Source organism: Bradyrhizobium sp. Mp19 (assembly GCF_029952935.1).
Taxonomy (GTDB): Bacteria; Pseudomonadota; Alphaproteobacteria; order Rhizobiales; family Xanthobacteraceae; genus Bradyrhizobium; species Bradyrhizobium elkanii.
Genome location: NZ_JASAUT010000074.1, coordinates 1 through 14,131, shown reverse-complemented (window position 1 = coordinate 14,131; position 14,131 = coordinate 1). Strand labels below are relative to the sequence as shown.

Annotated in this window: 11 protein-coding genes and 1 pseudogene; 1 reads left to right on the top strand and 11 read right to left on the bottom strand. The window is 64.2% G+C overall.

Annotated features, from left to right (window positions below; translation table 11 throughout):
• Positions 1 to 115 precede the first annotated feature (115 nt).
• Together QJT82_RS40325 and QJT82_RS40320 are read right to left on the bottom strand one after the other, a co-directional pair.
• The gene (locus tag QJT82_RS40325; RefSeq protein WP_028340543.1) at positions 116 to 1,789 is read right to left on the bottom strand and encodes a mucoidy inhibitor MuiA family protein; all 1,674 of its coding nucleotides are present in this window, start codon (positions 1,787 to 1,789) and stop codon (positions 116 to 118) included.
• A gap of 179 nt (positions 1,790 to 1,968) precedes the next feature.
• On the bottom strand, positions 1,969 to 3,402 hold the full coding sequence (locus QJT82_RS40320) for an MFS transporter (RefSeq protein WP_035631511.1): 1,434 nt from the start codon (positions 3,400 to 3,402) through the stop codon (positions 1,969 to 1,971).
• A gap of 82 nt (positions 3,403 to 3,484) precedes the next feature.
• Between QJT82_RS40320 and QJT82_RS40315 the strand changes: the two genes are divergently transcribed.
• Positions 3,485 to 3,943, top strand: a complete 459-nt coding sequence (locus QJT82_RS40315) for a MarR family transcriptional regulator (RefSeq protein WP_028340544.1) — start codon at positions 3,485 to 3,487, stop codon at positions 3,941 to 3,943.
• Between the two features lie 73 nt (positions 3,944 to 4,016).
• Here the strand turns inward: QJT82_RS40315 and QJT82_RS40310 are convergent, their stop codons facing one another.
• From QJT82_RS40310 to QJT82_RS40270, 9 genes and pseudogenes are all read right to left on the bottom strand, one after another.
• Complete coding sequence (locus QJT82_RS40310; protein WP_028340545.1) at positions 4,017 to 5,189, bottom strand: acetyl-CoA C-acyltransferase; 1,173 nt, start codon at positions 5,187 to 5,189, stop codon at positions 4,017 to 4,019.
• Between the two features lie 591 nt (positions 5,190 to 5,780).
• A pseudogene (gene serA / locus QJT82_RS40305) lies at positions 5,781 to 7,369 on the bottom strand (phosphoglycerate dehydrogenase).
• Between the two features lie 208 nt (positions 7,370 to 7,577).
• Positions 7,578 to 8,750, bottom strand: a complete 1,173-nt coding sequence (locus QJT82_RS40300) for a phosphoserine transaminase (protein WP_028340547.1) — start codon at positions 8,748 to 8,750, stop codon at positions 7,578 to 7,580.
• 78 nt (positions 8,751 to 8,828) lie between these two features.
• The gene (locus QJT82_RS40295) at positions 8,829 to 9,041 is read right to left on the bottom strand and encodes a hypothetical protein (protein ID WP_028340548.1); all 213 of its coding nucleotides are present in this window, start codon (positions 9,039 to 9,041) and stop codon (positions 8,829 to 8,831) included.
• A 168-nt stretch (positions 9,042 to 9,209) separates the two neighbouring features.
• Positions 9,210 to 9,680 carry a GNAT family N-acetyltransferase gene (locus tag QJT82_RS40290; RefSeq protein ID WP_028340549.1) on the bottom strand — a complete coding sequence of 157 codons (471 nt, stop codon included), beginning with the start codon at positions 9,678 to 9,680 and terminating at the stop codon, positions 9,210 to 9,212.
• An 18-nt stretch (positions 9,681 to 9,698) separates the two neighbouring features.
• The gene (locus tag QJT82_RS40285; RefSeq protein ID WP_028340550.1) at positions 9,699 to 10,289 is read right to left on the bottom strand and encodes a glutathione S-transferase family protein; all 591 of its coding nucleotides are present in this window, start codon (positions 10,287 to 10,289) and stop codon (positions 9,699 to 9,701) included.
• Positions 10,290 to 10,360: 71 nt separating this feature from the next.
• Positions 10,361 to 11,212: an outer membrane beta-barrel protein gene (locus QJT82_RS40280; protein WP_028340551.1), complete on the bottom strand. Its 852-nt coding sequence runs from the start codon at positions 11,210 to 11,212 to the stop codon at positions 10,361 to 10,363.
• A gap of 181 nt (positions 11,213 to 11,393) precedes the next feature.
• Entirely contained in the window at positions 11,394 to 12,239 is an 846-nt protein-coding gene (locus tag QJT82_RS40275) for an outer membrane beta-barrel protein (protein ID WP_028340552.1), read from the bottom strand.
• A gap of 301 nt (positions 12,240 to 12,540) precedes the next feature.
• Positions 12,541 to 13,791, bottom strand: a complete 1,251-nt coding sequence (locus tag QJT82_RS40270; protein WP_028340553.1) for an MFS transporter — start codon at positions 13,789 to 13,791, stop codon at positions 12,541 to 12,543.
• Positions 13,792 to 14,131 lie beyond the last annotated feature (340 nt).

The following is a 14,131-nucleotide window of genomic DNA, read 5'->3' as shown; positions in this document are numbered from 1 at the left end:
GGGAGAGATGTCATCGGCAGTAAACGCAGATCCTTCTAGCGTTTTCAAGCGAAGCGGGTTCCGGTTCGCGTGAAGAAAACGCGTCAAGCAACAACGCTAGAGCCCGGCACGGGCTCTAGCCCGCCGGCACCATCACGACGCCCTTGTCCTTGGGCCAGCGCATCCGCCAGGCGAAATTGATGTCACGGACTTCGCCGGCCTTGGCCTCGAACGCCCATTCCAGCACGCCGCGCTTGTCGCGCAGATTGGTGGTCGTCGCAGGCGTCGACGACGGCAGCATCTCGACCACGATATCGTCGTTCTCGCTGACCGGGAGCTGATCCTGGATCGCGACCTTGATCGGGAAGTCGTGGCCGTTGCGCACCGCAGTCTTGAAGGCGCGCTCGTCGGTCTTCGACGTGGTCACGATCAGGCCCGCCGAGCCCTCGTTGCGCTTCACCACCGTGCGTTCGATCTTGACCTTGTCGTCGGCGCCGAAACCGAGCCGCACGGTCTCGTCCTTGGCGGCGGTGGCCATCCGGCTGCGGCCGACAAAGATGCCGTCGCGGTAGATCGAGACCTGCCCCGGCAGCAGCGGCGCATCGTCGGCCTGCACGAAGCTCGCTTCCAGGAACGCGGTCGGATCGATCACCGGAACGGCGCGAACCACGAGATCGGGCGTGATCGTCGCCGTCGAGATGCGCAGGCTCTTTGCGCCCTCATTGGCGGCAACGCTGACACGGCCGGGAATCTTGAACGTGGCCTGGAAGGCGCCGACCTCGGCGGTGGCTTCCAGTTCGTCCATGCGTCCCCCACCAAAGCGGAATTGCTGAACCGCGTCGGCGGCCGGCGCGGGTGCCAGGGCCTCGCGCGCCCGCATGCTGGCCTCTCCCGAAAGCTTCGCCAGCGGCCGCGGCGGCTGCGGATATTGCACGATCAGCGAGCGGAGGTCGGGCGCATTGCCGCCGCGCGCGACCCGCACGGTGGAGACGACGAGCGCCACGTTCGACCAGTCCTCGCCGGTCGACTGGGTGATCTCGGCGCGGCGCACCAGTTCGATCGCGGGCTTGCGGTCCCTGGCGCCGGTGTCGAGCCGGGCGTCATAGAGCGGCGTCCAGCGCGCGTTGGGAACCGCATAGGTGACCCGCAAGGTCGCCTTGGTCCCCGCCTGCGAGGCGACGTCGATCCGCACCTCGACCTTGCTCGGCGGCTTGCTCGTGCGATCGGCTGCGAGCTGCGCAAGATCGCGGTCGATCACGCGGATCTTGCGCTCGGCGTCACGGATCGCGCTGTCGGCGGTTGCGACCTCGTCGGCCACCGCCGAGAACGCCGCGCGCCACTCGCTGAGCGGACGCGCCTCGCCCTTCTCGCCGAGGCCCGCAGGCGACGCTTCGGCAAAGCGCTCGGCGAATTTGCGCCGCGCCTCGGCCGCGCTGATCAGTCCCTGCAAATCGGCGCGCTCATCGTTAAGCGCCTCGATGCGCCTGTCGATCTCGGAAAGATTTGGCGGCAGCAAGGGCTGCGGCAGCTTTGTATCGATCGCCCCGATCGTGAGCTTCGCTCCGCCCTCGCCCTCGACCCGCAGCGAGGACGGATCGAGCCCCATTGGAAAATCCCTGGCGATGAGCGTGTTGTCGCCGGCAGGCAGGTCCAGCGTGATGACGCGGGTGACGCTCGCGCCATCGGGATAGACGGTCACGGCGTCGATCTGCGAGGCTGCATCGAGATTGGCCGCATGCAGCGGCCCGGCAACCAGCGCCCCCACCAGCACCAGGCTGGTGGTCACAAGATAATTCGCAATCCTACACATGACATCCCTCCGGAAAAACGCCGCATCGCGCGCGAGACGAACGGCGCGCCGGGCTCGACTGCGCGCCGTTTCTCGTGGTGAGACGCAGCGAGGAAGGGACTGGTTCGATTGAGGTTTCCCTGCGGCGCGACGATGGCGCCGCCGCGGCTGCCGCATGGCGCGGCGATGTCTTTCGGGCTTTAGCGATCCGCCTTGCGCCGGATGAACAGATAATTGGGCACGAAGCCGGCCAAGGTGATCGCGATCATGATCCACCAGCCGCGCTGAAACGCCGCGATCCGCTCCGGCATCGAGACCGGCGTTGCAAGGATCGCGACAAAGATCGCGACGCCGATCGCCAGTGCCGCCTGCCGGATCATGTTGATGACGCCGGAGCCGGTGGCAAACGACGACGGCGGCAGCGCGCCGGCGCCGACGCCCATCAGGGTCGGAAAGGTCAGCCCGACGCCGATACCGATCAGCATCACGCCCGCGACGATGGCAGGCGCATTGGGTTCGGCCCCGAGCAGCGTCGCCCAGATCGCGAGGCCGGCCGCGAACAGGACGATTCCGCCGGAGACGACGGCCGCGGCGCCAAACCGCGCAATCAGCCGGCCGGCAAACAACAGCGAGGTGATCGGCACCATCAGCGGACCGGGGGCGATCGCAAGGCCGGTCTTCAACGCCGACCAGCCCCATACCGTCTGCTCCCACAAGGCGCAGGACAGCAGCATGGCGCCGAAGGCCGCCGAATAAGGCGCCATCACCAGCGACGCGCCGGTGAACGGCCTGACCGCGAACAGTGCAGGATCGACGAAAGGATTCCTCGATCTGAGGCAATGCCACGCGAAGGCGGCGAGCGAGACGGTCGCGACGGCAAAGCCGAGCACGACGCCGCGCGAACTCCATCCCCAATCGTTCGCCTTCACGATCGCAAATGTCAGGGCACCAATACCGGAGGTCACCAGCAGCGCCGCCCATGAACTCGGACGCGGCACGTCGTGGCCGGGCACTTCGGGCAATTTCAGCCAGCCGATGATCAGTGCGACGACGCCGATCGGGACATTGACGATGAAGATCCAGCGCCAGTCGAAGGTGACCAGGACGCCTCCGGCGAGCGGACCCAGTGCGGCGGCAAGGCCGCCGATCGCCGTCCAGGTACGCACCGCCCCGGCGCGCTGCTCGGACGGAAATGATGCCAGCAGCAGGCCGATCGAGGTCGGCGTCATCAATGCCGCACCGGCCGCCTGCGCCACGCGAGAGACGACCAGGAACTCGACACTGGACGAAAGAGCACATGCCGCCGACGCGGCCGTGAACAGCGCGACGCCGAGCAGGAAGCTGAGGTTGCGGCTGTGGCGTTCGGCGAGCCGGCCGAAGAACACCAGCAACGCCGCGTAGGCAATGGCATAGGCATTGAGGATCCAGGACAGATCCTCAAGCGAGGCGCCGCGAAATTCCTGCGCGATGTTCGGCAGCCCGACATTGACGATGAACAAATCGAGATTGGCGAGGCAAATTCCGACCGACACGATCGCAAGCACCTGGCGCGGGGTTGCGGTTGCGACGCGGGACCGCGGCCGCGCCTCAGGTTCGACGACCAGATCGATGGTCTCCGCCTCTACCTCCGACATCACACCCTCCCAAATACGTGCATATGCATCTATTGCCATTAGGTGCATATGCATATATCTGTCAAGTCCATTGGAGGCAGCGATGGCGAAAACGGAACCCAGCCGGTGTAATCTCACGGCGTTGCGCAAGGCGACGCGGCGGGTGTCGCAGCTCTACGATCAGGTCCTTGCGACATCCGGCCTGCGCGGCACGCAACGGGCGATCCTGGTCTATGTCAGGCGGTCGGGCGCGCCGACGATGGGCGAGCTAGCCGCAGCCCTGGTGCTCGACCGCACCGCGCTCAACCACAACCTCAAGCCGCTCGAGCGCGACGGTCTGTTGACCATCACCGTCGACAAGAACGACCGGCGCAGCCGGCTGGTGCGGCTCACCAAGCGCGGCGAAGCCAGGCTCGAGGAGTCGCAGGCCGCATGGCTCAACGCGCAGGAACGTTTCGAGACCGCCTTTGGCGCAAGGCAGGCCGCCGATCTCAGACAGACGCTCGAACTGATTGCCTCGCTCGAGTTTGACGAGCGCGCGCTCGGCTCACCGGCGAGCTAGCCGGCTCCAAAAGAAAAGCGGCCCGGCGTTGCCGCCGGGCCGCTCATTCGCACACGATCAGTGTCGATCGCGCTTAGCTGTAGATCTCGAACAGGCCGGCGCCGCCCTGGCCGCCGCCGATGCACATGGTCACGACGCCCCACTTGGCCTTGCGGCGACGGCCTTCCTGCAGCAGGTGGCCGGTGAGCCGGGCGCCGGTCATGCCGAAGGGATGGCCGATCGCGATCGAGCCGCCATTGACGTTGTACTTCTCGGGATCGATGCCGAGCTGGTCGCGCGAATAGAGGCACTGGCTGGCGAACGCCTCGTTGAGCTCCCAGAGATCGATGTCGTCGATCTTGAGGCCGTGGCGCTTCAAGAGCTTCGGCACCGCGAAGACCGGGCCGATGCCCATCTCGTCAGGCTCGCAGCCGGCCGAGGCCCAGGCCACGAAGCGGCCGAGCGGGTTGAGGCCGCGCTTCTCGGCGTCCTTGGCTTCCATCAGCACCACGGCGGCGGCGCCGTCCGAGAGCTGGCTGGCATTGCCGGCGGTGACGAACTTGCCCGGGCCCTTCACCGGCTCGAGCTTGGCGAGCCCCACCAGCGTCGTCTCCGGACGGTTGCACTCGTCGCGATCGACCACGTAGTCGACGATCGACTCGGCCTTGGTCGCCTTGTCGACCACCTTCATCTTGGTCTTCATCGGGACGATTTCGTCCTTGAACTTGTTGGCCTGCTGCGCGGCCGCCATGCGGCGCTGCGACTCCAGCGAATACTCGTCCTGGTATTCGCGGCTGAGCTTGTAGCGTTCGGCGACGATGTCGGCGGTATCGATCATCGCCATGAAGATGTCGGGCGCGGTCTTGAGCAGCTCGGGATCGATCGATTCCTTCGGCGAGCCGCCGCCGGGAATCGAGATGCTCTCGACGCCGCCGGCGACGATGCAATCGGAGCCGTCGGAACGGATCGAGTTGGCGGCCATCGCGATGGTCTGCAGACCCGACGAGCAGAAGCGGTTCACGGAGACGCCCGCGGTCGACTTCGGCAGGCCGGCGAGCAGCGCCGCCTGGCGGCCGATGTTCGGCGCGCCATGCGCGCAATTGCCGAGATAGCAATCCTCGACATATTCCTTGTCGACGCCGGCGCGGTCGACCGCGTGCTTGATGGCGTGCGCGGCGAGCGACATCGGCGGGGTGATGTTGAATCCGCCACGGCCGGACTTTGCCAGGCCGGTGCGCGCGTAGGAAACGATTACGGCTTCACGCATTGTTTTCTCCCTCTGAGATGACGGTCATTGTGGCGCGTCGTGGCCCGTTCGTACACATTTTTCGGCGGGCGCAACAGCAATACCGGACGTCCCGGAACGACAAACGCCGCCTCCGCGACCGGAGACGGCGTCATGTTCCGCAGATCGGAATATGGATATGCTTGAGCGAGATCAGGTCGTGACCACGAACTCGCTTTGCCCCCTCTCCCGCTTGCGGGCAGGGCTTTCGCATATGCCCCTTGGCGACCGCGCAAGTGCTTGGCCTCGTGGTTCGAGACGCGCCGCAAGCGGCGCTCCTCACCATGAGGGTCTACTATTGTGCCGCAAAAACAAGACCTCATCCTGAGGAGCCCGCCGAAGGCGGGCGTCTCGAAGGATGGCCACGAGGGCACCGCCACGAAATGCGATACCCCTGCGCTTGCGGGGGAGGGTTGGGGTGGGGGTATTTCCGCAGTCGAGAATCCTTGTGAGGAGAGAGCCCCACCCGGATCGCATCTTACGATGCGACCCGACCTAAGAGCGAGCTTCGCTCGTCTCGACCCCGCAAGCGGGAGGTAAATCGAGAGTGCGGACAAGCCGCCGGATCGCGAACTAGAACGTCAATGCCTTGGCCTGCTTCACCTGCGGCAGCGTCTGTACCTTGGCGAGCAGCTCCGGCGGCACCGCGCCGTCGACCTCGACCAGCGCAATGGCGTCGCCGCCCTGCTTGACGCGGCCGAGATGGAAGGTCGCGATATTGATTTTCGCATCACCCAAGAGGCTCGCGAACGCGCCGATGAAGCCCGGCTTGTCCTCGTTGGTCACGTAGATCATCGACTTGCCGAACTCGGCGTCGACGCGGATGCCCTTGATGTCGACGAGGCGCGGCTTGCCGTCGGCGTAGACGGTACCGGACACCGAACGCTCCTGACGTTCCGTGGTGACGGTGACCGTGATCAGGCTTTCATAGTCGCTCTGCGCGGCGCGGACGACCTCGTCCACCACCATGCCGCGCTCCTTGGCGACGACGGGCGCCGAGACCACGTTGACCTCGCCCAGCATCGGGCGCAGCAGGCCCGACAGCACCGCCGAGGTGATCGCCTTAAGTCGGATCGTAGCCATGTCGTTCTGTGAGCCAAGGAGTTGCCAGACATATTTGTCTTCCTAAGACCGCTTGGCCTCCGACTTAGTTTTTCGGCGAGCTCGATGAACGGCTTCAGCTTCGGCGCCTCTTCCGCGGTGATCGAGGGGAAGTTGACCGCATTGGAAATCGCGCCCGACAGCAGATAGTCCGACATCTGCTCGGCGACCTGCAGCGCGACGTTTTCCTGCGCTTCGGTGGTCGACGCGCCGAGATGCGGAGTGCAGATCACGTTGGGATGGCCGAACAGCACGTTCGAGGTTGCCGGCTCCTCGACGAACACGTCGAAGGCGGCGCCCGCGACGTGCTTGGAGTTCAGCGCGTCGACCAGCGCCTGCTCGTCGACCAGGCCGCCGCGCGCGCAGTTGATGATGCGCACGCCCTTCTTCATCTTGGCGATCGCGGCCGCATCGATCACGTTGCGGGTCTTCTCGGTCAGCGGCGTGTGCAGCGTGATGAAGTCGGCGCGCTTCAAGAGATCGTCGAGCTCGACTTTCTCGACGCCGATGTCCTTGGCGCGCTCCGGCGACAGGAACGGATCGAATGCGATCACCTTCATGCGCAGGCCGAGCGCGCGGTCGGCGACGATCGTGCCGATATTGCCGCAGCCGATCACGCCGAGGGTCTTGGCGGTGATCTCGACGCCCATGAAGCGGTTCTTCTCCCACTTGCCGGCCTGGGTCGAGGCGTCGGCCTGCGGGATCTCGCGCGCCAGCGCCAGCATCAGGGTGATGGCATGCTCGGCGGTCGTGATCGAATTGCCGAACGGCGTGTTCATCACGATGATGCCCTTGGCGGTCGCGGCCGGAATCTCGACATTGTCGACGCCGATGCCGGCACGGCCGATCACCTTCAGCCTCGTCGCCTTCTCGATGAGCTTGGCGGTCGCCTTGGTGGCCGATCGGATCGCGAGGCCGTCGTAATTACCGATGATCTCGGCGAGTTTTTCCTTGTCCTTGCCGAGGTTGGGCTGGAAGTCGACCTCGACGCCGCGATCCTTGAAAATCTGCACGGCGGCGGGAGACAGCGCGTCGGAAATCAGAACTTTAGGTTTTGTCATCTCGATTGTTCCTTTGCCCTGCGGCGGGCGGGTCTCCTGGACCGATGTGGTGAAGTCTCTGATCACTTCTCCCTCTCCCCGCCTTGCGGGGGGAGAGTTGGGGTGAGCGGCAGCCACGGGCGAGGAACAAGCCAAGAGGGCCCTCACCCGGATCGCTGCGCGATCCGACCTCTCCCCGTAAGAACGGGGAGAGGTGACAAGAGAAAACTTAAGCCGCCTTGGGCAACGCTGCCTTGGTCTCGGCGAAGGCCCAGTCGATCCACCGTGTCAGCAGCTCGACATCCTTTGCCTCGACGGTGGCGCCGCACCAGATCCGCAAACCCGCCGGCGCGTCGCGGTAATACGCGAAGTCGAAGCCGGCGTTCTCCTTCTCCACCAGCGCGACCAGCTTCTTGCAGAAGTCGGCCTGTGCGTCTGAAGGAAGCGAGGTGATCGCGGGATCGGTGAACTTGAGGCACACCGAGGTGTTGGAGCGGATCGCGGGATCCTTGGCCAGGAAGTCGATCCAGGGCGTCTTCGCTTTCCAGTCGGCGAGCGCCTTGGTGTTGGCGTCGGCGCGGGCGATCAGCGCCTTCAGGCCGCCGATCGACTTCGCCCAGTTCAACGCATCGAGATAGTCCTCGACGCAAAGCATCGACGGCGTGTTGATGGTCTCGCCTTCGAAGATGCCCTGGTTGAGCTTGCCGCCCCTGGTGAGGCGGAAGATCTTCGGCAGCGGCCAGGCCGGCTTGTAGGTCTCGAGCCGTTCCACAGCGCGCGGCGACAGGATCAGCATGCCGTGCGCGGCTTCGCCGCCGAGCGCCTTCTGCCAGGAGAAGGTGACGACGTCGAGCTTGGCGAAATCGAGCGGCTGCGCGAAGGCGGCCGAGGTCGCGTCGCAAATCGTCAGGCCTTCGCGATCCGCGCTGATCCAGTCAGCGTTCGGCACGCGCACACCCGAGGTGGTGCCGTTCCAGGTGAAGACGACATCCGACTTCGGATCGACCTTGGAGAGATCGGGGATTTCACCATAGGCCGCGTTGAGCTTGGTGACGTCCTTCAGCTTCAATTCCTTGACGATGTCGCTGACCCAGCCCTCGCCGAAGGATTCCCAGGCGAGCGTGGTGACGGGCCGCGCGCCGAGCAGCGACCACAGCGCCATCTCGACCGCGCCGGTATCCGACGCCGGCACGATGCCGATCTTGTAATCGGCAGGCACCTCAAGCACCTCGCGCGTCAGTTCGATCGCGAGCTTGAGCTTGGCCTTGCCGACTTTCGCACGATGCGAGCGGCCGAGGGCGGCGTCCTTGAGATTGTTGGGGTTCCAGCCGGGGCGCTTGGCACAGGGGCCGGAAGAAAAATGCGGCACATCGGGCCGCGAAGCGGGCTTCGCTGCAGTCATAATCTACCCTTCCAGATAGCTGCCTCTCGGTGGGGAGAGGTTTCCCGCGGTCGGGGATAGTGGAAAGGTACCCAAACGTCAAGAAAGTTCGGACTCGTCTGGAACAATCCGGGCATCACGGCTGATTGATGGGGCGTCCTCGACCTGCTGGATCGTCTCCTGATCGAGCAAATCTGCCGCCAGAGTCATGATCTTAACCGCCCTGCGCCGGCTCGATACTTTCAAGATGCTCTTCTCGCCGGCCTGCACGATGTACTCGTTGCCGACCCGCACGATCGAATAATCCGACATTCCAATCCCCAGTTGCCTGCCGCCCCGTGGGAGACGTCCGACATACCGGACTCGTTCCGACCCGTAAAATCACGGAGGTCGACTTAGTTTATTGGCTATTAACCGGATCGCAGACCATCCGCTGCCGCAGGTATTGCCCGGTAGATGGCACAACTTCGTGCGCGCGTTTCAAAAGCGAATCGTCATCCCGACATGGCTGCGCGCGAACCCAAGCCGTTCATAGAAGCGCTGCGCATCGACCCGCGTCTGATGCGTCAGCAATTCGACGAGCATGCAGCCTCTCGCGCGCGCCTCGGTGACTGCCCACTGCACGAGCTTCTCGCCGATGCCGCGGCTGCGGCAATGTTTAGCAACGCGAACGTCCTCGAGCAGGCCGCGCGAGCCACCCTGCGAGCTGATGCCCGGCAGAATCGCAAGCTGCAGACAGCCGACGACGGTGCCCTCGCCGTCGACGGCGACGACGAGCTGCAAATTGGGATCGCGCTCGACCCGCGCGAAGGCTTCGTAATAGCTTTGCGGCAGCGGGTCTTCGATCCGCTCGCGCGCACTGCCGAGTGGATCGTCCGCAAGCATGCCGACAATGGCGGCGACGTCTTCGCGGCGAGCGCGGCGGATCATGATGGATGAAGCTTCAGTCATGGCGGCATTCACCTGAGGTCAGCGGACCGGCGGCAGCGCGAGCACACGCTCGGCGTCGGCGATCCAGCGACGGATCGCGGGATAACGCGCGAGTTCGAGGCCGCCATCTTCCGCGACACGGGTATAGGCGAGCAGCGAGACGTCGGCGAGCGAGAACGCGTCTCCGACCAAAAATTGCGTGCCCGCCAGATGCCGCTCCAGATGATCGAGCGCGACGTAGCCGCGCTTGACGAGGTTCGGATCGATCTCCGAGATGGCCTTGCCGAGATACACGGTCTGAAAGCGGCAGACGGCGACATAGGGCTCGTGGCTGTTCTGCTCCCAGAACATCCAGGCATCCATCTGCGCCGCGCGATAGGGATCGCTCGGGATCAGGTCGCTGCCGCGCGCGAGATAGCGGATGATGGCGTTGGATTGCGCGAGCATGCGGCCGTCGTCCAGCTCCACCGTCGGCACCTGACCCCAGCCGTTTCGCTTGAGGAATTCCGCGGTCCGGCTGCCGCCCTTCATGGTGTCGATCTCGACCCATGTGTACGGCAGCGCCAGCCTGTCGCACACCCATTTCACCTTCAGGCAGTTGCCTGAATTGGCGTCGCCGTAGATTTTCATGTGAGATTGCTCCGCTTGCGGAGCGATATCCGATCAGCCGCAGATTGCGGTGTCAAGCCGAGTGGCGTGGGTCAGAACTTGTAGCCGATTGCAGCACGCACGCTGTTTTGCGTGACCGACGTGTTCTTGACCGGCGTGAACTTGACGTATTCCCACTCGCCTCGCACGAAAACACAGTTCCACAACATGTATTCCAAGCCGAGACCAGCGGTCCAGCCGGCAACGTAGTTGTTCGTCTTCGCATCCGTCACGGTCTGGGAAAACTGCGGTAGCGCAAAGCTGTTCGAACTTCCATCAGCGAAATTGATCGTCCGGTTCACAGAGCTCGTGACCGTGCGCGCAACGTCCATTCGGCCGACGGCAAGACCGCCGAAGATGTACGGCAGAAAGTCACCGGTTGCCCAACCCGCGCGTCCGCGGAACGTCATCTCATCCTTGAGCTTCAGCGCAGCGCTTCCATTCAACGACACGCTGTCTGCCGCAGTGGCGCCGGGTGGCAGGACCAGGGTTGGCTGAGCGACCTGAATCGGCCCCAGACTTCCAAAGGTCGTGGTCGTAAGCCCAGACCAATAGGTATAGTTTGCTTCGACACCCACCACGACGTCGTCATACTGCCAGTTGCGCCCGACAAACGCTCCGAAGCCCGAGCTTTGCGCATTGACCCGGCCAAGCAAGTTGAATTGCGACGTCGGCGCCTGCAGCGTGGTGTTGCGGAAGATGGAGTTGGTCAAGGACGCGACACTCCCACCGAAGTCGGTGTTGATCCATGTCTGGCCGACCTGGCCGCCGACATACCAGCCGTCCCAGTTTCTGGTTGGCGCGCTGGAAGCGGGGAGACTGCCGCGAAGGAAATCGGGCATGTCGGCCGCATGTGCGCCGGTCATCGCCCCGAACATCATCGCCGCCAGCACCAACCTGCGCATTGCAACGCTCCATCCACCGCACTGATTTCGCGTTGATCATCGCCTGTTAACCTTAACCAATCGTTGTCGCCGCCGGTTTTCGAGCACGCAAGTTGCAGAAGGTTCGTGCCATGATGCGGCAAAGAAAAACGGCGCGGGATGGTCCCGCGCCGTTTCAATCGTTAACCGTGAAGGCTTGAAATTAACCCTTGCGGATCAGCGGGGGCGGCGGCGGCGGAGGCGGCACGTCGCAGCAAGGCAGGGCGAAGCGCACGCCGAGCTTGACGTCCTGCGACGTGATATCCCGGAACTGGAACGACGACGGACCAGCATTGCTGCCATCGAACGAGCGACCGTTACCCTGCCCCGCGGTGCCCATGTCGAGATAGCGGTAAGCCAGTTCGACCGTGAAATTGTTGGTGACCTTGTAGGCGACACCGGCATGCACTGCCCAGGCGAGGTTGGTCTTGGTCGCGCCGTCGGCGGCGAAGGAACCGGTGAAACCGGACGCTCCCGGGAACGTGGTGACGTCGGAGAAGGCCGAGGTCTTGATCGTCGCAGCACCGACACCGGCGCCGATGAACGGCGTCAAGCACCACCAGGTGCCGAGATCGGCATAGACGTTCACGAGGCCGACCCAGCTCTGGAAACCGCCATGATAGGCATCGGCGATCGAGTTGGTGGGAAAGGTCACGAAGTCGGTGCCGTTGAAGCTCACCTTCGAGCGGTACTCACCGGTGATGTCGGCGCGGAACCAGCTGTTGAACTGATAGCCGACGCCGATGCCGTAGAGCGTGCCGCCGTCGAAGCCATGGCCAACCTGGGTGAGCGCGCCGGCGGGCAGCGTGTCATACGCGTTGACGTGCAGCCTGCCTTTGCTGCTGGTCATGCCGATGTCGCCGCGCAGGTACCAGCCGCCGAAATCCTGGACCGGCGGAGGAGCATACGCCATCGGAGGTGGCGGCATGATGGGCATGTCGGCGGCGAACGTCGCCGAGGACAACAGAGATGCCGCACCGGCGGCAATCAGGGTCTTTACGCTACGCATTGGCTTCGTCCTTTTGGGCCAAGTGAGGCGACACGAAAGCCCCACGTCTGAAACTCACGGCCGGACGATGGCAGGAAATGTTTAAGCGGCACTTAACCCTAATTTTTAAGGTTGATTTTCTCTCACCTTTCTCTGCAGCTGTCGCTTATGGGTCCATAAATGACGCAGGTCGGCGACGAAACATCGCGATCCCGCCACAAGTGCTAATGAAGCGTTGACGCATGCGTGCCGTTCGCAGGGCACGCGAGCCGCGTGTGTTAGCGAATGCTTAACGCGGGCGTCGCCTCTGCGGCCGAGCCGTTCAGCGCACGGCGTTCGGCATCTTCGGCAGGAACACCGCGAGCAGCCCAATCGCCGGCAGGAAGGCGCACAGCTGATAGACGAAGGCGATCGAGGTGTGGTCGGCGAGCTTGCCGAGCACGGCGGCGCCGAGACCGCCGATCCCGAACGCGACGCCGAAGAACACGCCGGAGATCATGCCGAAGCGATGCGGCATCAATTCCTGCGCGAACACGATGATCGCCGACGTCGCCGACGAGATGATCAAACCGATCACGACCGTCAGCACGGCGCTCGCGAACAGGCCGGCATACGGCAGCGCCAGCGTGAACGGCAGCGCGCCGAGGATCGAGAACCAGATCACGTATTTGCGGCCGAAGCGGTCGCCGAGCGGACCGCCGATGAACGCGCCCGCGGCATTGGCGGCAAGGAAGATGAACAGATAGAGCTGCGCCGCCTGCGTCGAGACACCGAAGCGATCGATCAGATAGAAGATGTAGTAGCTCGACAGGCTCGAGACATAGAGCTGCTTGGAGAACAGCAGCGCGACCAGCACGACGAGCGCGATCCTCACGCGCCGCTGATCCGGATGGTCGGGATGCCGCTCGACGGCGGCCGCCTTCTTGCCCGATATCTGCGGCTTGTACCAGACACCGATGCGCCAGAGGATCACGATGGCAAGGAACGCGATCGAGGAGAACCAGGCGATCGAGGGCTGGCCGAACGGCACCACGATCAGTGCTGCGAGCACCGGTCCCATCGAGGTGCCGAAACTGCCGCCGAGCTGGAACACCGATTGCGCGAAACCGTAACGGCCGCCTGACGCCAGCCGCGCGATGCGCGACGATTCCGGATGGAACACCGCGGAGCCGAGGCCGACCAGCGAAGCCGCGATCAGGATGACCCCATAGGTGTGCGCAACGCTGAGCAGCAACAGCCCGAAGAAGGTGAAGCCCATGCCGATCGCAAGCGAGAACGGCTGCGCCTTCTTGTCGGTGAAATGCCCGACCAGCGGCTGCAGCAGCGACGCCGTGAACTGGAACGCCAGCGTGATCATGCCGATCTGACCGAAGTCGAGCGCGTAATTGTCCTTCAGGATCGGATAGACCGAGGCGATCAGCGACTGCATCGTGTCGTTGAGGAAGTGCGAGAAGCTGATGCCGGCAAGCACGACATAGGCCGGCCCCGCAGCGGCGGCGACCTTCGCGGCCGTCAGCTCCGGCACCGGCACCGGCTCGCCCAGCGCCTGTTTGCTCACGACGGGTTTGTTCAATGCAGCATTCCCGGACAGATTCGCAAAAATACCTCCGTGTCGTACGACGCGGAGGTGAGGCAAACCAGTTGCGTTAGCCGATGGCAGCGATGCGCTGTGTGGCCAGCCGGCGGCCAAACTCTATCCCCGTCACCCTGAGGAGCGCCAACGGGTCCGCGCAAAGCGCGGCCCGATGACAGGCTCCGCGCGTCTCGAAGGGTCGACGGCCCGGCGCTCGCCACATTGCGACAACGGGCCGTGCATCCTTCGAGACGCGCGCAAGGGCGCGCTCCTCAGAGCTTGTGACCCTATGAGTTGCGAGCGCGGCATTTGCCCTGGTAAGGCGATGGCGCGATCGGAA